Origin of the sequence: Endozoicomonas sp. 8E (genome assembly GCF_032883915.1) — a bacterium.
Lineage (GTDB): Bacteria > Pseudomonadota > Gammaproteobacteria > Pseudomonadales > Endozoicomonadaceae > Endozoicomonas_A.
Map to the genome: position 1 here is coordinate 870,755 of NZ_CP120717.1, position 21,016 is coordinate 891,770.

General features: G+C 45.9%; 13 protein-coding genes, 1 tRNA gene and 1 pseudogene. 7 read left to right on the plus strand and 8 right to left on the minus strand.

What is annotated here, in order from left to right; translation table 11 throughout:
- Positions 1-86: 86 nt before the first annotated feature.
- Genes pglX through P6910_RS03695 form a run of 5 tightly spaced genes read right to left on the minus strand, consistent with a single transcriptional unit; the run spans position 87 to position 9,576 of the window.
- Positions 87-4,010 (minus strand): BREX-1 system adenine-specific DNA-methyltransferase PglX, encoded by a 3,924-nt coding sequence (pglX, locus tag P6910_RS03675; RefSeq protein ID WP_317144933.1) that lies wholly within the window; start codon positions 4,008-4,010, stop codon positions 87-89.
- Between the two features lie 29 nt (positions 4,011-4,039).
- Entirely contained in the window at positions 4,040-7,678 is a 3,639-nt protein-coding gene (brxC, locus tag P6910_RS03680; protein ID WP_317144934.1) for a BREX system P-loop protein BrxC, read from the minus strand.
- A gap of 45 nt (positions 7,679-7,723) precedes the next feature.
- Positions 7,724-8,302: a BREX protein BrxB domain-containing protein gene (locus P6910_RS03685; protein ID WP_317144935.1), complete on the minus strand. Its 579-nt coding sequence runs from the start codon at positions 8,300-8,302 to the stop codon at positions 7,724-7,726.
- A complete protein-coding gene (locus P6910_RS03690; protein ID WP_317144936.1) occupies positions 8,283-9,074 on the minus strand; it encodes a BrxA family protein in 792 nt (263 codons plus the stop codon). The genes P6910_RS03685 and P6910_RS03690 overlap by 20 nt, the downstream gene beginning before the upstream one ends.
- Complete coding sequence (locus P6910_RS03695; RefSeq protein WP_257274380.1) at positions 9,061-9,576, minus strand: BrxE family protein; 516 nt, start codon at positions 9,574-9,576, stop codon at positions 9,061-9,063. The genes P6910_RS03690 and P6910_RS03695 overlap by 14 nt, the downstream gene beginning before the upstream one ends.
- Before the next feature lie 479 nt (positions 9,577-10,055).
- Here P6910_RS03695 and P6910_RS03700 point away from each other — a divergent pair.
- From P6910_RS03700 to P6910_RS03720, 5 genes and pseudogenes are all read left to right on the plus strand, one after another.
- Positions 10,056-10,132: transfer RNA gene (locus tag P6910_RS03700), tRNA-Arg, on the plus strand.
- A 125-nt stretch (positions 10,133-10,257) separates the two neighbouring features.
- Positions 10,258-10,797, plus strand: a complete 540-nt coding sequence (locus P6910_RS03705; protein ID WP_317144937.1) for a transposase — start codon at positions 10,258-10,260, stop codon at positions 10,795-10,797.
- 17 nt (positions 10,798-10,814) lie between these two features.
- Positions 10,815-11,225: a hypothetical protein gene (locus P6910_RS03710; protein WP_317144938.1), complete on the plus strand. Its 411-nt coding sequence runs from the start codon at positions 10,815-10,817 to the stop codon at positions 11,223-11,225.
- Positions 11,226-11,589: 364 nt separating this feature from the next.
- A complete protein-coding gene (locus P6910_RS03715) occupies positions 11,590-12,471 on the plus strand; it encodes an EamA family transporter (RefSeq protein ID WP_317144939.1) in 882 nt (293 codons plus the stop codon).
- A 72-nt stretch (positions 12,472-12,543) separates the two neighbouring features.
- Positions 12,544-12,963 (plus strand): annotated as a pseudogene (locus P6910_RS03720) (2OG-Fe(II) oxygenase family protein); the annotation flags it as partial.
- Positions 12,964-13,236: 273 nt separating this feature from the next.
- On the opposite strand, the gene P6910_RS03725 reads toward P6910_RS03720, so the two are convergent.
- A complete protein-coding gene (locus tag P6910_RS03725; RefSeq protein WP_317144940.1) occupies positions 13,237-14,181 on the minus strand; it encodes an ADP-ribosylglycohydrolase family protein in 945 nt (314 codons plus the stop codon).
- A 226-nt stretch (positions 14,182-14,407) separates the two neighbouring features.
- Here P6910_RS03725 and P6910_RS03730 point away from each other — a divergent pair, with 226 nt between their 5' ends.
- Positions 14,408-15,394, plus strand: coding sequence for a transposase (locus P6910_RS03730; protein WP_317144941.1), 987 nt, complete (start codon positions 14,408-14,410; stop codon positions 15,392-15,394).
- Positions 15,395-15,575: 181 nt separating this feature from the next.
- Here P6910_RS03730 and P6910_RS03735 read toward each other — a convergent pair whose 3' ends face one another.
- Positions 15,576-15,770: a hypothetical protein gene (locus P6910_RS03735; protein ID WP_317144942.1), complete on the minus strand. Its 195-nt coding sequence runs from the start codon at positions 15,768-15,770 to the stop codon at positions 15,576-15,578.
- A 183-nt stretch (positions 15,771-15,953) separates the two neighbouring features.
- Entirely contained in the window at positions 15,954-18,947 is a 2,994-nt protein-coding gene (locus P6910_RS03740) for a hypothetical protein (RefSeq protein WP_317144943.1), read from the minus strand.
- Positions 18,948-19,294: 347 nt separating this feature from the next.
- Here P6910_RS03740 and P6910_RS03745 point away from each other — a divergent pair, with 347 nt between their 5' ends.
- On the plus strand, positions 19,295-20,872 hold the full coding sequence (locus P6910_RS03745; RefSeq protein WP_317144944.1) for an NTP/NDP exchange transporter: 1,578 nt from the start codon (positions 19,295-19,297) through the stop codon (positions 20,870-20,872).
- The last annotated feature ends 144 nt before the right edge of the window (positions 20,873-21,016 follow it).

The following is a 21,016-nucleotide window of genomic DNA, read 5'->3' on the forward strand; positions in this document are numbered from 1 at the left end:
GAGCGGAAAATACCGCTCCCCTCAAGCATTGAAGATAAGAAAGTGCCAGACTGCGGCATTTTCATTATAGGTAGCACGATAGTGGATCAGTCGCTTTCGGCGATCAACTGTTTCACCAGTTCGTTTAAGGCACTATCGCTTAGGTCTTTTGGTTGCCATTCCAGCTTGGTGTCTCCAGTGAGTTTTTTACCGCGCTTAACCGGTACTTCCACTTCATGCCAGAAATGGTCTTCCACATCGTGGGCAATCGCCAGGCTGCGATCCTGATGGCATTTGCGCAATACTCGCTCTGGCCAGATACTGCAGGCTAGGAGAGCCCAATCGTAGTCGCCTTTTTCCAGTTTTTGCCAGGTCTCTTTCAGCTTTTTCTGCCAGGCTTTGTGCTGGAACAGTTTCCACAGTGGGGCTGCGGTAATCTGTACGCCGTCGTTTAGATTGGGTTTCCAGACTTTGGCCAGGCCTAGCAGTTCATCGCGGAAGTCCCGGAGTTCACTGGTCAGATCGGTCAGTTTGGCCAGTTCTTTTTCTTCTTGGCTGCTTCGGGGGGATTTGCCTTGCAGGGCATTCAGATCTTTCTCTACTTGCTGAAGTTTCGGGTCAACAAAATCATTGACGCAGGTGTAGAGGGTTTGTTCGTCTAGGCGGTGATAGTAGATCCAGAGTGTGTAAGAGCTGGATGGGGTTTGTAGTGGCCAATAGATCGGGGCTTGGCGTCGACTTTTGGAATATTTTTGCAAATGGAAGGAGAAAAAACTACCAGTGTTGCTGAGAGCATTTAAAAGATTAGAAATAGAAAAATTTTCTTCATCTTTTTGTCGTGCAGGGCAATTCTTATCCAGCCAGTAATTTATTTCTTCTGCCAACTTACCCGCTTCGTAAATTTCAGGCTTGGTGGTATTTCTGCTACAAAGCTTTACTTTAGAAAAATGAGAATCAATTTCACTTCTGGAAGTGTCACCTCCCCATCTTCCAAATAGTTGACCAATAATCATCGAAAGCGTGGAATATTCAAACTCCGCAAATGAAATCGGAAATAACCATTCCTTCTCATCAAACTCATTTCCTTTTAAATTCTTTTCAATTTCCTTTCTCGTTGAATTCAAATCTTGCAATACAGATTTGTGAAGATCACAGTATGATGTATATGAGTTTTCTAGGCTTCTATCAATAAAGTATTTTTTTTCTTTGAAATTTATATGAGATTCGTCGTATAAATCTAATTTGCTAACAAGTTCGACACACTTTTTTCCAAGTTCAGAAAAAACTACTAGATTTTCAGGTGATGGCTGTGGAATCTTTAGCTCACGGATTATTCCAAGATCATAACTTCTTGCAGCTGCTCCTGAAGCCCCGACCCGTAAATTGACTAAATTTTGGATTTTTTTAGTATTGCAAATAGCAAGCATTGCATAATTTATATCCTCTGATGCTGCTATTATTGCAGGACCTTTCGGCGAGGTATAACACCCTTCAGGTAACACTCTAAAGCTGATGTCGCTCGTAGTTCTTTGTGTATATGTCAGACCTGGTAAAAAATAAAACTTTGAATCCCCTGGACGTCGGAATACAGCGCCGCCATCCTGTTGTTTTTTATGATTTATAACTAAGTGTATGTCAGTGCTATATCTTTTAAATTCACCACCTTTAGCGTACCAATTCCACTTGCTTTTAATGCCAATATCATCAGGTCTAACCTCCCACCAACATCTCATATCCTGATTTAAGTCAAATAATTCTGGTCCTCTTATTAGTTCTCCCCATGAATTACCCAGTTCTACGTAATCAATATCACAATCAAGTTCAGCCCAATAGGCCAAAGGTTTACCAGGGAGTTTGGATAAATTAGTGCATTTATGTGTAAATACTCGATTTATGTGTGAAAAATCAAAATTAACTAAACCTAATAAATCAGAGGCTTTCTCCTTATGGAGTCGACAATCTAAAAATATTGAACCTCCAGTTTTTGTATTTTTCATTACATAAGCTGCTGCCTCAACCATTGCATCAAGAACACCATCTCCTAAATCTGCAAAAAGATAAAGTTCATCTCTCTCAAAAAGGTGAAAGTCACGCCAGCCCTGAAATGTTTTTAAGAAAAATGGAGTACGATTTGAAAGTGCTGCTGTAATCTCTGAGACTTCATTTGCCCTTTCAAGGAAAGCTATTAGAATGTCGGTTGTGGAAAATTTGTAGTTTTTATAGAGATACTTCCTAGTATTAATTGCAGGTTCTCCAAAAGGCGGATTCATCAAAACCACATCAAACCGCTTCCGACACAACTCAATAAAAGCAAACCCCTTAGCCGTATCTTCCGCAAACAACCGTTTCTGATCCGCAGAAGATTCTGCCTTATCTGCATAATCACTTAACGCCTGCAAAATATGCTGTTCAGCATCATCCCAGAAGGTTTCATTATCAATACCGCGCAGATCAAAACCCAGCTTCTTCTGAGGCGTTGCCGCATCCAGCTCGGATGGGAACATATCCCCCATGGTATTGCTGCCGCTCTCTTTCAGCCACTGCTCCCGTGCTTCTTGAATGGCGGTTTGCATCTCTTCTTCAATTTTCAGCAGGGTGCCCGCTTCACCGGCCAGCTGCATCTTATCGAAAATTACTTCCAGCAGTTGACCCAGGACTGGCGGGTGCAGCTTCTCGGTAAACTCCTGCAGCAGCGTTTTTTCACCGGGCATGGGCTCAGCACAGACAATATTAGATTTAACAATGGCGGGTCGTTGCTGAGGCTTAATACCTTGTTGATGCCAGGTTCGCTGGGCCCGTTGCCACAAGCTCAACCCGGCAATTTGCACGGCTCGGGGGTCGATATCCACCCCATGAATATTGTGTTCAATTATCAGTTTGGGAATCTGTTGCTCAAATTCTTCCCAGTTGGCATACGTGTTTTGAAGGGCGTCCTGACCCTCTTCCCGAATAAAGGCATCGGGCCCCAGCTGCTGTTCCAGTTGCCAGGCTTCCCGATAGATTCGTTCAAACAGATCAAAGGCGTAGAGGCCAAAGTGCATGGAGCCGCAGGCCGGGTCTAGCATACGAATGGAACGTGGGTCTTTTAACGGTCGGTGCGGAATATAGACTGGCTGCTGCAGTAATTCCTCCTGGCTTAATGACTCCGTTTCACCCTCAGGACTTTCCGGCGCGGCTTCATTGGGTTTTAGAAAAATCTCGGTAGGGCGGCGCACCAGATAACGACAGTTATCTACCAGTGCGGTATTGCCCTGAGTCATTTCATACCAGATACGCCCCAGGGTATTGTCCGTTAAAAACTCCACCACATAGCGGGGCGTAAAGAACTGGTTGCGTACCGCCAGCTCCCGGCTGTTGCGGGGCGACTGGGATTCCGCACGCATTTGCCGCCGCTCTTCCTGGGAGTTGAAGTACTGGTAAATCCAGCCAATGGTCTCATCTTCCGCCCACAGGTGTTCAATATCGGGGTGATTGATCTCATCCAGCAGGGCCAGCAGGGCACTTTCCCGTGGGAAGAGCTGCCCCTGGGCGCTATGGCGATCAAACAGCACCGCCAAATCCAGACTGAATTCATCAAACAGGCTGAACAGGTAATTGCGGTAGGCATCACCGGTTTCCCCATGAGCCGTGCCGGCCATTGGTTTGTACAGCTGGAAACCTTTGGAGCTATAACTCTTGGCTACCGATTCCAGCAGAAAACCCCGGGCCTCTGCCATCCGCAGTGCCGCCAGGCGGTTCAATACGGTAAACGCCTGTTCTCGTATGATTCGGCCAAGGGCCTGTTGGGTGCGTTGCTGGTCCCCTGTGCCGGTGGTGACTAAATAGTGGGCAAGGGTCTCCCGCAATAGATGGGCCGTCTGCCGTTGGCGGTTATCCAGATGAGTAAGGCTGGCCATATCGGCCACCGCCCCTTCACCGGGGTCCAGGCCATAGTTGGCCTGGAGCTGTCGGGTAAATTCCTCAACCAGCAGCGCGCGGGCACTGCTGACAAACCGTTGCAGACGGTTGCGGGTGCTTTGATCAAAAGACATTGAACGATGTTCCTGAAGGTCGCTGGCCGTTATTCGCTGAGGCTGATTTCCAGCTCAAATTCATGGGCGAGAGCCAACTCACCCTGAAGACGTTGCAGTTCGCTAATCAGTACGTTCAACTCTTCAAGGCTGGTAATGCGTTTTTTTGGTTTCAGGCTACGGGTGATTTTTGCCGGGGCCGCTGTGCCTTCAGCCTGTTTTGCGGCCTCCTGTTCTTCCCGCAGTTTTTCCTGGAGAAGCTGTTGCCCTCTGTGCTGAACACGTTTTTTCATATCCTGCAGCTCGGACTGAATGGTGAACTCCTGGTTGATCAGTGTTTGCAAGCCAGAGAGATCTTCTGTAGCGGTAACGGTGAGTTGTTCCAATTCCGCCAGCTGGGCGTTTTGTTCCTGCTGATTGAGATACTGCCATTGAGCAACGCGAGCCAGATCCTGCTCCGCCTCTTTGATGCGGTTGCCCTGTTCCTGCTGCATGGCCAGCACGGTATCGCGAACCCGGGTTTTGATATCCGTAAGCTGTCCTGCAAACTGGCTTTTGTAGCTAAGGAACTCACTGTGATTCAGCCGTTTCTGTAAGTCGTTCAATAGGTCTGCCAGATCGGTTTTTAATTGGCCCGGAGTGCCACTATTGGGTAAACGATCCAGTGCACTGCGATGTTGCTGAAGGCTGTTCAGCGTGTCTTCCAACCCATGCTCCAGGCTCTGTTTGAGTTCTGCTGCCCACTTCAGACTGTTGTAAAGGTCAGAGTCTTCTCCGCCCAATCGAGACGGGGCATCGGATGCATCGGTAGACAACACATCCCGGATATTGTTACTAAGGGATTCAATACGATCTGCACCGGGTAAGCTCAGACGTTTGAGTTTTTCCGCCAGTGGTCCGTAGCTGTGCAATAAATCCGGGAACAGTTTGATGGCCGTTTTGCTGATCTCATCTTCCAGGGGCACCACCATCTCTCCGCTCAGGTCGGTCAGGCGCTCGGCCGCCTTGGCCATCACCTCCATACTGGGGCGTTCTTCACGCAGTGAGACGCCAATGGACCGGAAACTGTTGTTGGTTTTCAGGGCATCAATGGCTTGCTGACCATTAACGGTGACTTCCCGACCGGCCACCCGGAGTTTGATTTCGCCGGCCACCAACATGGCCGCCACCAGGTAGCGCAAGGTATCCTGGGACCAGCCATAGGGGGCATCGCTGAAGATGTCGCTGAGCCGTTTACCTTCAATGGAACCCTGGCGCTCGATCATATCCCGGATGCTGGTAATGGCTTTATGGTCGGTGTTGATAGAGGGTTGTCCACCGACGCGCTGTACCAGGCTGAGGGGGTCGATATCGCTGGTAATTCCGGCCAGGCTGTTGGTGTTCAGGAATTTTTCCGCCAGATTGGTGTTGGCCCGCACGGGAGCTTCATGGTAACGGTCGAACACCTGTTCTGCCACATCGGCCAGATGTTTTTTGGCTGCTTCGGTCAGATTCAGGTCCAAGTTTTCGACGGCAGTGACTTCACCCCGGAAGATAAACGACCCTTGTTGTAAACTTTTGCGGATCAGAACTTCTAGTTCACCAAATTTTCGAGTAGCAATACTTTGCTGGCTAGCGCAATATTTGTTGATATCTTGATCAGGCTCATTTCGATAATCATTCGCAATCTTACGGCAACGGTAAATCTCACCTATCAACTCATCCATCTCGGGTGTAGTGCGCCCAATTGCAAAAATAATATTTTGAGTAGTTTTGTGTCGGCTTTCATCGGTGAGTCGTGTTTTGGTGGCGTCATAATCATTTGGGGATACCAGCTCCACAATGGTTTGTATAATATTTCGTTCCCCCGCCAGGGAGGCCGGTACGCCTCCCATATTCTGAGCTTTCAGGCCTGTCGGCACCGAAAAGGAACCGTGCAGCTGGGTGGCCGGTAGGGGCGAATACGCCTCTTTTAACGCTTCGTTATGGATTTTGCGCAAGTCAATACTGCGCAGGGGAATCGTGGCTCGCTCCTGTTCGATATTGTTCAGCTTTTCACTGAAGAAGCATAAATTACCGTCCTGCTCGCCAAAGGGGACGATGGCGTCATTAATCAGTTCATCCACCACTTGTTTAACGGCATCGGTGGCGGAGGCATCACTGACGCCAGAGTGCATTAAGCTGGTGACGTTTTGCAGTGAGACGGGCAGGTTTTCCAGAATCTGCAGAACACAGACGGTCTTGGCAATGTTCTGGTGCAGCTCTGAATTGGGAAAACGAATCTGTACCTTTTTAACGGATGAATAAAGGGCCTGATAGCCTTTCTCGATATCTTTTTTCAGGGCATCGTACAGGGTTACAGTATTGGCCAGCCAGCCTATGGGTTGGTCGGCAATGGGCGTGGTGCCGTCAGCGCCTTCTACCAGGATATCCTGAATAACTTTAATGGCCGAACGCAGCCCGTAGCCACCGGTGGATTTGGCCAGGCTGCCCAGCAGGTGCAGCAGGATATCAAAGTGTGCCGGCAGGAATGGATAGAGGTCGATGAACGTCTGTTTATCAAAGTCGGCTCCGTATGCCCGGGCATCCACCAGTTTGGTGTGGTTGCGCAGCGCCTGACCGTGGCTGTCGAACAGTGCGCCCAGCTCGGTTTCACCGGCGGGGGATTTGCCCAGCAGTCGGGTGTAGCAGATCTCCTTGATATCATTCGCTTCCAGGTCAATTTGAATGGGGAAGCGGTCTTTGAGTTTATAGAGTTCTGGCGAGTTCAGGGTGGCCCTGGGGTCATCTTCGGTCAGGGTTTGCTGTGCGGTGCCAATCACCCAGACTTTGCCATCACCAATGTTTTTCAGGTTTTTGGCCAGACCGTCCAGGTTAAGGATCAGGTTTTGCCGGGAGCCGACATATTGGCCTACCTCATCAATAATAAAAATAATATGCTCTTTGCCCGTTGCTTCCCGGGCAATATCGATCATTTCCGCTACCCGGTCATTTTCAAAGCGGATAATTTCGCTGGCTTCTGTGGAAAATGAGGCGGGCGTTTTAAAGATGGCAGGGTAGAGCTGGTGGGCCAGTTCTGGAATAACGCTGTCCACCACCAGGTCGTCGTTGCGGTAATCGTTCCAGTCCAGCCCACCGGTGTAGCTGCTGAACAGTTCGAGAAACTCGTTGTGCCGGTTTTCCTGTTTTAATTTGCGTTCGAAGGCGGCGACTTTCAGGTTTCGAGAGTAACCGGCCCACTGTAGGACCTTGTAATAGAGGACAGTGGAGACCTCTTCCATGGTGGCTCCGGCGACTTGCTCGCTAGCCAGGTCCAGCATCAGAACTGCTGCGGGAAATTTTTTGGCAACCGAACCCAGTAATGCCCGGGTGGTGGATTTTTGCAGTCGGTCTTGCAGGTGTTGAATAAAGGGGGTGCCGTCGATGGTTACCTGATCGTCAAAGGCCAGGCCCAGGTATTTGGTAAAAGAGCTTTTACCGGAACCATAGAAGCCGGACACCCAGACACCGACTTCATTTTGGCCACCGGCTTCCATGGCTGCCTGCATTTTACTGAGCAGTTTTTCAAACTGTTCCTCTATGCTTTCGGTGACGACATATTCGGAAATTTCAGCTTTCAGCCTGGCTTCCTGTGAGACGCCATAGGTGATGACTTTTTCAATGGCGCGGTAGATGTCTCTGTTGCTGTCAAATAGCGTTTTGATTGCCATGGTTGATTCCTTTAATCGTTGTGGATCTTCGCTGATCTTCGGTGGTTAACCGCCGACATGGACAGATCGATAGTTGCCATCTTCCGGGTAAAAGCCGAGAAACTTCAGGCGGGTACCGGAGCGAACGCCGGGATAGAAAAATATGGTGGGGACGTGGAAACGACCTTGTAGTTTGTTTTCAATGGAGCCGATGCGTAAATAGGGGTGTATGGCTTCAATATCGGTAATAAGCAGAATATTTTTTTCAATCCCTTCCAGCTCCGATAATACCGCTTCCAGTTTGTTTTGCAGGGCGTCGCTCTTGATGAGTGCCTGGGCCAGGGAGTTATTGGTTTTTTGCCATTGCAGGGGGGCTGCTGAGTCCTGGGTTTCCCAGATATTCCGGATAAATGGCGGCATTCCTACAAAAATCTCCTGGATCGCCTCCGCCATGGAAAAGTGATGAACCGTCCAGCCATCGTTCCTTAGTTTTGCTTCCCATGCTGGCAGCTGACGTTTAACGTCGAGAATTTGTTCTGGCCGGAATACCAGGTAAAAAATGGGTTCGAAACTGGCGCTGGCAAATTCACGACCCGCTCGCACCCGTTCCATGAGCTCGTTAAAATCAGCTTTCAATGATGACATTGACGACTTCCTCCATTGATTGAAATTGCCAGCTAATGCGCGTGACTTCCCCAGCCGACTGAACAATCAGCCAGCCATTTTTGGCTAATGTTTTCAGCTCCTCGCGCACGTCGAGGGGGTCTAATCCGAACAGTTTCCAGATGTTGTGGTTGACCAGGGTGTTATCGCCAAGACCTGAAAAATGCAGCCAGTACGCCAGGTAAAGGGATGTGGTTGATTGAATGCGAACCGGCTGGATGGTTCTTTTGGACACTCTTCCGGTTGACAAGAGTTGGTAGTCGGCACAGCAACCCAGCAGGTAAGAAGCAACCCGTTTTATGGTGGAGTCGGACCATGGTTTTTGGGTTTTGCCCTCGGCAACGGCCTGGTAGACAAAGTCGTAGGCATCTTCCGTGCTAATGGTGTCATAGTTGCCGGAGTATTTTTCCCAATACAGAGAAGTAATGAAATCCAGAAGGACCTTATTTGCCAGAGCGGTGTGTATCAGTAATAGCTGGCTCAGGGATTGCCAGGATACTACTTCGGCGACGGGCTTCAGGTAGATCGCTACATTGGGTCTCAGATAACGGGGGGAAAAACACTCCGCAATAATGTTGCGCAGACGTCTTGCGGAAATCATTGGAAACAAGCCGGAATTTAGCGCTTCCTGATACAGTTGAGTTGTCGTCATTTCCGGGTGATAGAGTGACAGTAGGAGCCTGGTCTCTTCCACCAGGCCAAGGCCTGCACCCAGCTGGGTGGTATACAATGGTTCAACATTATCCGGCGTCATTTGCCCCCCTCATAAATGGGTAGCATGTGATGCCTTGAGTAAATGCATCTGCGTAATAACCTGCGCTTGATTTGATCAGCTGTTCAAGGTCTGCATCGGAAAAAGAGCCTATGTCCACTGGCCCATCTTCTGCCTCTTCTTGACTTGCAAGCTCAGCCAGTCTGCTTAATGCCGTGTCTATAGAGATTAAGGTGCTGCGCAGGTGTGCACTGCTGGATAGTTCCTGAACCGCAGTGGCTATTTCTCGCTCAATAGAGTCGGGTAAGCGATATAAGTGGTAGTTTATTCCAGTACCGATAAAACGGTCATGTACTGCCAAGGCTGCTTCACTTACGCCATGGTATTGAGCAAGAAGAATGGTTCGGGGATAGGTCGGTGTTAGGTAGGCGTTACTGGATGAGCTGAGAAAATTGCTTTCCCACCAGTTGAATTGGCTTTTTTCTCCAAGAAAGCCAATAAGCAGTTTCAGTTCGGCGATCAGGTATTTCGCTTGTTTGTTCATCTCTCACCATGATGGTTGGCGGGTAATCTGGAACCGTGAGAAATCTCTACACACCGTTAACCGTTGTTTGCTGAATAAAGCGGGTGATATATGTTTCTGAAAAGTTGCGCAGATTACTTTTTGCTGGGCTCCCCATTAGTACTTTATAACAAATACGCTACCGCCCTTGGCTTATACCATTGTCTTCATAGACGCAAGGGAGCGTGGGGCCATTTAGCTCAGCAGGGGGTAGTTTTTGGGAAGAGGCTAATTGTACGCTGTTGAAGTTAGTGGCGGTAGTCGTTTTTTTTGGGGTTGGGGTGTTATATCCAGTCCAGTTGGAAACCATGGATTCTCCCTGTGGGCGAGTGTTGCTGAGTTCATGAGGCAAGTCTTCACAAACTGCATGATTTCGAACTGGTTGCAGTTTAGATATTGAAGTTATCAGAAAATTCCGCTAACTGTTCCCCACCCACCGCCAGTGAACAATTTAGTATTACGCGCTCGTAGCTCAGCTGGATAGAGTACCTGGCTACGAACCAGGCGGTCGTAGGTTCGAATCCTACCGAGCGCGCCATCTTCAGGAAGCCCTATTTTTATAGGGCTTTTTGTCGTTTTGGCAAAAATAGGACACCCTTGACAAACAAGCCAGCTCATCTAATTTTTCCCTGTCGCTGATATTTAGTTCCGGCAGGAGAGGTTATGACCCGTGCACGAAGTTCTTTGATCGACCCAGGTTCCACGCCTTATTATCACTGTATAGCTCGATGCGTACGCAGAGCGTATTTGTGTGGTGAGGATTATTTAACGGGCAAAAACTACGAGCACCGTCGGCAGTGGGTTGTAGATAAGCTCAGGGAACTGGTTTCAATCTTTTCTATAGAAGTCTGCGCCTATGCTGTTATGTCGAATCACTACCATGTGATTTTGCATATCAATCAGAAACCTGCCAGAGACTGGACACGAGATGAAATTTTGAGTCGATGGACAAGGCTTTTCACAGGTCCGCTTCTGGTTCAGAGGTATCTTGCTGCTGACCAGCTGAGTCATTCGGAACTGGCTCGCGTGGACGAATTTGTTGAAGAATATCGAAATCGTTTAACGAATATCAGCTGGTTCATGCGTTGCCTGAACGAATATCTTGCCCGTGAGGCTAACCAGGAAGATGGTTGCAAAGGTCGCTTCTGGGAAGGGCGGTTTAAAAGTCAGGCGTTGTTGGATGAGGCAGCGTTGTTGACCTGAATCCGCTCCGTGCCGAAATGGCGGAAACTCCAGAAGGATCAGACTACACGTCGATCCAGGAACGAATTGAAAATTTGGCAGGTTCTGATACCCGAAAGCAGCCAATCACCCTTATGCCTTTTCGGTCACAGGGGCAAAATCCGGCTAAGGCGTTGCCTTATATTCTTCACGATTATCTTGAGCTAGTTGACTGGAGTGGGCGTGCAGTCCGAACCGATAAGAAAGGTTCAATCCCTTCAGATATCCCACCCATTCTGAGCCGACTGGAAATTGATTCAAATGAATGGCTCAAAACCATGAGATGGAATAACCGCTTCTATCGGGCAATGGGCAGGCTGGAAGCCATGAAAACTTTTGCTCTGGAAATGGGGCAGAAATGGGTACAGGGGTTGTTTATCTGTGGTCGTTTATTTCATGGCGTGAGCTGATTGCCCGACTTTTCCGTTGCTATTTGTTTCTCCAACAGTCTGGGGAGCTTTTCTGTTTCTGACTTCCCCTCCCCCTTTTTTTGAGTGATTCGCTTGCCGTCTGCCACGATAAACGATTAATATCTGCCTTTGAGTGGTTGTCAGAGGTAAATGGATTACTGAGCTCTCAATTTTTGAGCTGTATTTATTTGGGTGTCCTAATTATTGTATTTATTTGGGTGTCCTAATTATCCTAATTATCTTGGGGATTATGGGATAGCATTTTTTGCTCATGAAGAGAAAACAGTTTTCAATGCGTCTCTTGAAAAGCTTCATAGTTTAGAAAGCTCAGGCCTTTTTAAAACCTGCTGTTGAGGAATTGCAAGTGCACCCTGTATTATTTATATTAATATCTGTATCAATTCAGGATTTTTCGTTTGCTTATGTTTCGAAAGAATTTGAACCCGGTGAAATTATACAGTATTCATTGATTTCATTTCTTTTGTGTGGTTTGGTATTTTCAATGGTTTTATATAAAAAAGGGAATCTTTGTTTAGAAGCAAAAGAAATACATGAACTATTCAGGCTGAATATTGCAACCAGCTTTGCTTTTCTTGGCTTTTATTTGTCACTTATATTTATTCCACCTTCTATATCGAGCCTTATTGAGGCACCTTCATCCCCACTGTGGGCAGTATTTTTTACTTATATTTATATAAAAAAGCTTGAGAATAATATTCCACTATTAGTCCTTATTTTTTTGTTCGGTCTAGTGACGCTTAGCTTTTCAATTGAAAGTTTTAATATCAAAATTTTTACAGGCCTAGCGCTGAGTATTCTTGCTGGAGCTGGAGCCGCATATATTGCGACTATATCAAATCAAGGAAGTATGAATGATCTTTCGCGAGAAAAAATTCTCGCTTATAGGTTTTATGGATCTGCAATATGCTCTGCTTTCTTGCTATATACTACTGGGGGTTGGAATTTTGATGTTTATTTCTTGCTCAAAGCTTCTGTCTTATCTTTATTGGGGTTTCTTTTGCCAATGCTCTTGTTGCAAATAGGTATGGAAAAAACTAAGCCCGTTATCACTATTTTGTGCTTATCGCTAATCCCACTCTTGTCTTACATTTCTGAGATGTCGCTCGGTTCAAATTTCGATCTGAAAGCAGCATTAATGATGACAGTTACCTTGTTTTTGACTGCATATTATATCTTTAGCAGCACCAGGAAAACTGTAAAAGAAGAAGGTGTTGTGGTCAGCTGAAGTATCATTGGTATAAGACAGTAAGTGTAATTCTCATGTAACCGTTCGAGATGGGGGGAGACTCCCCCCTGCTTTTCGAGGACAGATTTTAACGGATTGGCGCGTGGACTTAATGTGCATAAAGATTCAGGCTGGTTGACCATACTTAGATCTATTAAGCCAGGGCTGGAAGTATTGCGAGATAATGAGTGGGTTCCGATTGTTCCAAGGCCACAATCATTTATCGTAAATTTTGGATGCGCTATGGAGATTCTCATGCAGAATGCAGAAACACAGATTGCAGCAGTCGCACATAGGGTAATGGAGCAACGATCAGAACAGAAGAATGAACAGGAACGATTCTCTTATGCACTTTTTATTGATAGTAATGTGGATGCAGACTTATTTAAGTATAACTCTAAAGGGGGGCTTGTTTTTGAGACTGGCTTCAAAGAATTTTTAGACAATATTTTACGTAATACTTATGAAGCTGATTCGGAAGGGTTGTATTAACGAATGGTAAAAGAGAATTCCATGCTATTTGACAATAGTGATTCTTCTGTAAAAAGAGGAGCTCTTATCGTTTTTACTATGGCTGTGTTTTTTGTAGGTGCTCTAATTTTTGGGCTGTATTTATTTGTGTATTTATTTGGGTGTCCTAATTATTCTAATTATTATTATTCTTAATCCCCGTGACATGTTCTTAAGCTTTTCACCATAGGGTGGCGAGTCCAACAGGACGAATGTTTGAACTCACGACTCGTTACGGTGCTTCCTTCGTTGCTGTCAGCCTGCCCCGCATTCAGGGAGCACTACAGAACCGGGTAATGAGGTTCGTGCAATCCAGGAGGTTGGCATTGCTTTATCAGAACCGAAGAAACATGCAGACAAAATCGCACCTAATGGAATGGCCCTTCCACAACTGTCACCACCACAGTAAATATTTTCTCTCACTGTCTTTTCATAGTTTTCAGCCTGTAAGAGGAGGTGGGTGATCACTATAAATGAAGCGTCAAGACCGCAGTGCATTCCCACCTCCTGTGCAACCTCTTTTGGTCTGCGGCTGAGCATTGATTCAGCAATGTTGATTGCCTTTGCAATGTCTACGCTTACTTCTTTTGCCTGTTCCACACACAGCTCAGGTGAGTGGCACTTGTGTGCACTTTTTATCATTGTGGCAACGGCTCTGGCGTAGCTGACGGCGACATCGCTATTGTTGGTGACACGTACCGCTGACTCTACCTTTTCCATTAAATCCTGGTCCTGACCATGGGCACTAATCAGAGGTGGAAGCTTTGATAATGCCGGATTTTGGGTATCGTCAGCACCGCAGGCACTGAGAGGTTCTTCACGGCTCTTTCTTTGATGAAGAGTGAGCAAGGTCTCCCTGGTTGGATGATCCGTATAACCTTGCCACTGACCACCAAAGTCAAACCATTTTTGAAAGGATTCTATGTAACCCAGCTCCGAATAATGGCCGTTGGCTATGATAGCATCCTGCATCGACAGCAACTGTGCGCCGTAATGGGAAAACTCACCGGCCTGCTTTCCTTCATGGGCAAAGTACCCTTTGTCTTCATATTCTGCCCGGACAGGCGTATGAAACTCTGGATTTTCACCGCCGTACTTTGCAATCAGGGCTTGATCGTACAACCAGTGAAATCCCATGGCAGCGGCATCAGCGACTAAGGCGCCAATAACTGATTCATAGGCTCTTTGTCGTTCATTCATTTTAATACCTTTCTGTTTCGTGATATGCCTGCCTGAATTTTTAGACTTTGTTATCAAACGACACAAATTTTTTTTAGAAAATACTCCCACATCCATCAAGCAGCTCCATTTCCTGACAAACCTGATAAACATCAGGATAAAATGATTAGGACACCCTAATATTTGACAAAAAAATCAATTCGTCTATTTTTTCCGTTGCTGATTTTTATTTCCGGCAGGAGGGGTTATGACCCGTGCACGAAGTTCTTTGATCGACCCAAGTTCCACGCCTTATTATCACTGCATAGCTCAATGCGTGCGCAGAGCATATTTGTGTGGAGAGGATAATTTAACAGGCAGAAACTACGAGCACCGTCGGCAGTGGATTGTAGATAAACTCAGGGAAATGGTTTCAATCTTTTCTATAGAAGTCTGCGCCTATGCTGTCATGTCGAATCACTATCATGTGGTTTTGCATATCAATCAAAAACCTGCCAGAGAGTGGACACGAGATGAAATTTTGAGTCGATGGACAAGTCTTTTCACAGGGCCACTTCTGGTTCAGAGGTATCTTGCTGCTGACCAGCTGAGTCATTCAGAACTGGCTCGCGTGGACGAATTTGTTGAAGAGTATCGAAATCGTTTAACGAACATCAGCTGGTTCATGCGTTGTTTGAACGAGTACCTTGCCCGTGAGGCTAACCAGGAAGATGGTTGCAAAGGTCGCTTCTGGGAAGGGCGGTTTAAAAGTCAGGCGTTGTTGGATGAGGCAGCGTTGTTGACCTGCATGGCCTATGTTGACCTGAATCCGCTCCGTGCCGAAATGGCGGAAACTCCAGAAGGATCAGACTTCACGTCGATACAGGAACGAATAGAAAATTTGGCGGGTTCTGATACCCGGAAGCAGCCAATCACCCTAATGCCTTTTCGATCACAGGGGCAAAATCCGGCTAAGGCGTTGCCTTATATTCTTCATGATTATCTTGAGTTGGTCGACTGGAGTGGGCGTGCAGTCCGATCCGATAAGAAAGGTTCAATCCCTTCAGATATCCCACCTATTCTGACCCGACTGGAAATTGATTCCAATGAATGGCTCAAAACCATGAGATGGAATAACCGCTTCTATCGGGCAGTGGGCAGGCTGGAAGCCATGAAAACTTTTGCTCGGGAAATGGGGCAGCAATGGGTACAGGGGTTGTTTACCTGTAGTCGTTTATTTCGTTGTGTAAGTTGATTGCTTAATTTTTCCGTTTTTATTTGTTTCTCCTGCCATCTGGGGAGCTCTTTTATTTCTGATTTTCCCTCCTTTTGAGTGATTCGCTTGTTGTCTTTTATGATAAACGATTAATATCCTCTTTTGAGTGGCTGTCAGGGCTTAATGGACTGCTGGGCTCTCGGTTTTTGAGCCGTATTTATTAGGTTTTATATGGATGTCTTATTCTCCTTTCTATTCTCCCTTTATATGGATGTCCTATTCTCTCTATTCTCTCTATTCTCTCTATTCTCTCTCCTCTCCCTCTGCTCTCCTGTTCTCCTCTGCTCTCCTGTTCTCCTCTGTTCTCCTTACAGAAACCGAGGATAATGCTGCCTTTTATGGCAATGAAATCCATGGCTGTGCTGTGAGCCAAATATCGAAGAGCCGGGGGTGGGAAATCCGCACGCCGGGATCTGAGGGGGTTGGAGCTACAATTGGTAGCTCCTTCTACCCGGTGACGGTGAGAGCAATCTTACCTCCTACTCGTTCTTAGTACGCGCTTTCTGCCTGTTTGAAAATAATCCACAGCCCTACGCCGTCAACTTTCACCCTCCACAGGTTCTGACCAGGCCTGTTGCATCATTTTTACCTTAATCATCCCGTCAGAATAGATATCGCTATCCTCGGGAGCTTTGCTTTTTAATTGCTCACCGGCTTTGTTGAGAATATTGTCGCTCAAAGCATTCAGGTCATCACGACAGGAAGCTGTAAGGGTTATAAATGCATTTTTCAGATGGATATCATTTCCAGATAAATCCGGAGCGTATAAAACGATTCTAACCAGTGCTGAAGCTATCAGGTCAGTCGCTTTGTCTATTTCGTTGTCAGCCATTAAAAAACGGGCTTCTGAAAAACAATGAATGACAGATGTAATAATTTGTACGAGCTGGGTACGGGCATCCAGCTCTGGTTTTCCAAAGTAGAATTTTTGACGTCGATAAGACTGCGTTAACTCTTCATTGGCATAATCTGCTGCCATTTGCTCATCCTCGCTATGGGATGCCGCGACATTCAACATGGCCTTGCGGGAATGGGCATAAATTCTTTTTCTGAGAGGATCTGTTGTTCCGAATTCAAAAATATTGGCCAAAAAGTTAGCTATAGACCGGGAAACCAGATCCATGCTGTGGAAATAAGCTTTAATGGACGCCTGCACTACAAAGCCTGTTATACCAAGCATATATTCGCCATAAACTGCCCAGGAATCCAGGACATCCTGAGCATACTCTGTATCCTCCTGATCACATTTAATACCCCAGTTATTTAATATATCCAGGTAACTATCCTTAATGGCTTTGTCACCATAGTTTGAATCCAGCTCGGCAAGATGAAGTAAAACCTGCTTTGCATAAAGAGGCATCAGATTTTTTTGTTGTAGCATGTTGAGAGCATTGCTCAATCGTGCATTGGCCAGGGCAGAGATGACCCTACTGCTGGTTTTAAATTCCGGATGATAATATCTGAGGACGTAAGCGGAGTACGCGACCACCCTGGCCGAATCTGTATAGTTTTTCTCCTCATCCGTCAAAAGGGTGCTCGCCAGTAACCAGCATTTAACCAGCATGGCTTCCATCGTCATTTTATAGGAGCGACTGGTTTGAGCTTCAATACTGAGTTTCCGATGTACAACATTCACCTTGGCAGCAAGCTCGTTCTGAATCTCCTGATCTTCCGGATCAAGAATGCCGGTTGTGCTGCCTATCCCGTTTTTAACGACAGTTTGCAGATGCACAATGGCAGGTTCACCCACTGAACGAAGTCCGAACTCTATCATTGACAACAGGAAATAATAACTGGCCAGTTGCCAGAAATGTTTTTGCCCGGTTTTCTTTGGATCAACTTTATCAATGGTTAAAGGTTTGATCAGCCCCATTATCATTGAATACCCGAGAGCGGCACCATGTATTGTTGTGGTAGTCACGGTCTCTCTGCTGGGCAAATATTGGTAATACCATGGAGATTCTTCTTCGGGTTCAGTCAATCCCTCGGGTGGACACCCTTCTGCGGGGCAACTGTCAGTCTGGTTGTTGGTTGCCACTAAATGGGATGCAACAGGTTTTGCACCATCCAAAGAAATCTTTGCCCAGCTTTTGGTGAGCTCCTTGTACCCTTCACAATCAGAACAAGCAGGGTCGAGAATTTTAACCTGTTTATAGATCTTCTTAACCTCCGATACCGATTTAATGGGCTGGTAAGCCATCAAAAGGCTTCTCATAAGTGTGTCCTGAGCGTTGACTTCAACAATCTCCCGATAATTTTGCACCAGGGCACCGGCTAAAATAGGGGCTTTTTCAGAGGGGGTTCTGTAGGCATCCGCAAAGTGAATAATCAGTAACTCCATTGCCCTTTGACTATTTGATCGGGCGAAATTGGGTTGCTCAGCCAGAATCATCCCCGCTTTTTTTTGCAGAGTACTGAAATACTGGTTGCTATAATCAGCGATACCGGATGTTCTGTTGACCGATGACCCGGTATTAATAGCACCCCAGTTTTCAAGGGAACGCCTTGACTGAGAAGCAAAGCGTTCCATATTTTCTTTTGTGGTTGACAGTCCGACTATTTTGGAAAAATGTTTAGTTATCACCTCAATAGCGACATGTTTTTTATCAGCAAAATAAAGGAAAGTTCCGGGTACAGAAACCCCTAAAATAAAAATACTTGTTCTGATTTGATCTTTCGAAACACTTTTTAGCAATGACTTAATAAGCCCTGTTTCCTCAAGGTTGGAATGGGAGGCAAGAACTTTTAGCTCATCCATCGCATCGTTTTCATATTGAAGACAATCAACACGATCAACTTTCCACTGATTCAGGATGTCGCAATACCTGAGACCCATAGTGGCCGAATGTTTCATCAGGGGGTCCATAGCCTTCAGATAGTATGTTACTCGAGATCTGAAACCAGGATGCTGACGCCAGTCAATGGCTCGGCTAAAGCTAGGGTAAACACTGTCGAAAACATCAAGGGCTTTAGCCTCTGGATGAAGGTAAACCATGGATAGAGCATTAAATGCAATTAATGCTGCGGCGCGATCTTTATCGCCTCTGGACATAGCCAGGCTTGCCGAAGAAGACACTGTATCAATAATGTCGAGTAGCCGGAAATAGGTTTTTCTGGCCTTTTGCGCATGAAGACTTAATATTGAAAATGTTGATAGTGAGCGGTAAAGCAAATCTGATTGCAGTTCGTCTGTCTTTTTAGTTATATGACTGTCCGATAAAGCTTTATAGCTGATACTTTCCAGGCGGGCACTGATATTATCAGTGAGGTGTTGGCTCATAGCTCTTTGTACATTATTACTGTGAATCTTTAATAGTTTGTATAGAAACTTATGGCCTTTAGAATCCAGATACTGATCAAGAGTAGTGATCGCTACCTCTGAGCCAAGGGGGATCAGCCCCCAAGCGACACCTGTCTTTAAATGATCTGTTATGTAAAATTGATGATCGTCATCATCCTGCTTCTCTGTGCCTAAAGCAGATTGACCAAACAGCACGAACGTGATGATCAAGTTCACCGTAATTTTGTTCATTAGTCACCTGATAGGTTGAAAAAACCGGTTTTAACCATTGGTTGTTGATATTCATAGTAACCTGACTGCCCCCTGCCCTCTCGAGAGTGTTGCGTAAGTTCTGGTTCCCATGCTTTCAAGCCCTGTGGCTCCCGTCGCGGGAGCCCATACCATCTCTGAAAGGGATAAAGAACGCATTCCCACGGAGATCATAGTAATGGGTTTTCGGACTTTTGCGAAAATCTCGGTCGAGCGAGGATTTACGGCAATTTTGCAATAACTATAGTTAGAAAAAAGTTGTCGTATTTAACCTTTTCGACTAGATAAAGTGAGTTTGTCTCAGAATTCACCATTCACAAGGCGATAAAATGTCAGATAATACTGAATTCAGTAAATGGAGGGCGAGGCTTTGGCCCGTCTACGTTTATGAGCTTAAAAAGCTTATTCCGATGATTTTGATGTTCTACCTGATACTCTTTAACTACACCATATTGCGAGATACGAAAGACACTCTGGTAGTTACTGGTGCTGGTTCAGGAGCGGAGATAATACCTTTTTTAAAATTATGGGTGAATGTACCTTTTGCAATAATATTCACAGTTACATACGCAAAGCTGAGTAATATATTTGAGAGGAGAGCTTTATTTTATTTAGTTATATCCAGCTTTCTGTTGTTTTTCTGTTTTTTTTCTCTGGTCCTTTATCCCGCTCGGGATATGCTCCACCCAACAGAGTTTGCAGATTACTTGCAGAGTATTTTGCCGCCCGGATTTATGGGATTGATCGCTGTTATGCGTAACTGGACGTTTTCTCTTTTCTACGTCATGTCTGAGCTTTGGGGAAGTGTCTGCCTCTCTCTGATGTTTTGGGGTTTTGCCAATCATATTACCCGAGTCTCAGAATCCAAACGATTTTATGCGCTTTTCGGCATGATGGGTAATTTGGCATTACCAACGGCCGGACTGTTTGTCTACTTTGCTTCGCAGACTCGTGAAAACCTTGCCGAAGGTGTTGACCCTTGGGGGTACTCCCTGAATTTAATGACGGGTGTTCTTACTATTGGTGGCATTTTGATTATGGCGACTTACTGGTGGATCAACCGGTATGTGATGACAGACCCAAGGCTTTATAAACCTGATGAGATAGCAAGCTCCAATAAGGAAAAATTATCGTTATCCCTGAAAGAAAGTTTTCTGCATATTATCAATTCAAAATACCTGCTTTGTATTGCCCTTTTGGTTATCGGATATGGTGTCTGTATCAATATTGTTGAAGTCACCTGGAAAAACCAGCTACGCATGCAATACCCAAACCCCCATGAATACAATCAGTTCATGGGGTTATTTTCCACCTGCACAGGCATTGTGACTATTTCCATGATGTTGTTTTTTACTAATAATGTTATCCGTCGCTTTGGCTGGACAATAGCTGCACTTTGCACTCCGGTAGTTTTATTAATTACCGGAACTTTGTTTTTTTGTTTTGTTTTATTCAGGGATATCGTACCTGACATTTTATTTCTGGCGCTGGGTACTACTCCATTGATGCTGACCGTTATATTGGGTGGCGTACAAAATATCATGAGTAAATCGACCAAGTACTCCTTGTTCGATCCCACCAAGGAAATGAGCTACATCCCACTTGACCCTGAAGAAAAAGTGAAAGGTAAGGCGGCAGTTGATGTTATTGGCAATCCGACTGGTAAATCGACAGGTTCCGTCATACAGCAAGTATTAATAATTTATTTGGGTTCACTGGCGGCTATTGCTCCTTATGTAGCTATTATCGTTCTGGTTTTTTTTGCTATCTGGATTGGCGCAGCCCGCTCATTGGGGCACCAATTTAATGCACTCTCCAGTGCAAAGAAAAAGTCGTCTGAGGCACAAGCTCAGGAAACTGCCCACAGCTCACAAGCACCTTTTGTGCAAAAAACTGGGTCCGGCTGATTACTGAGGCATTTTTCAGAGTGCCTTGGCACCTGACCAAAATTGAGCCTGGTCGGTCAGCCCTGATGCCGGGCTTTGCCATTGAGCAAGTATGACCGTAATTAAAATGTCAAAAGGTAGCTATTGTGAAATCCATAGTAGCTA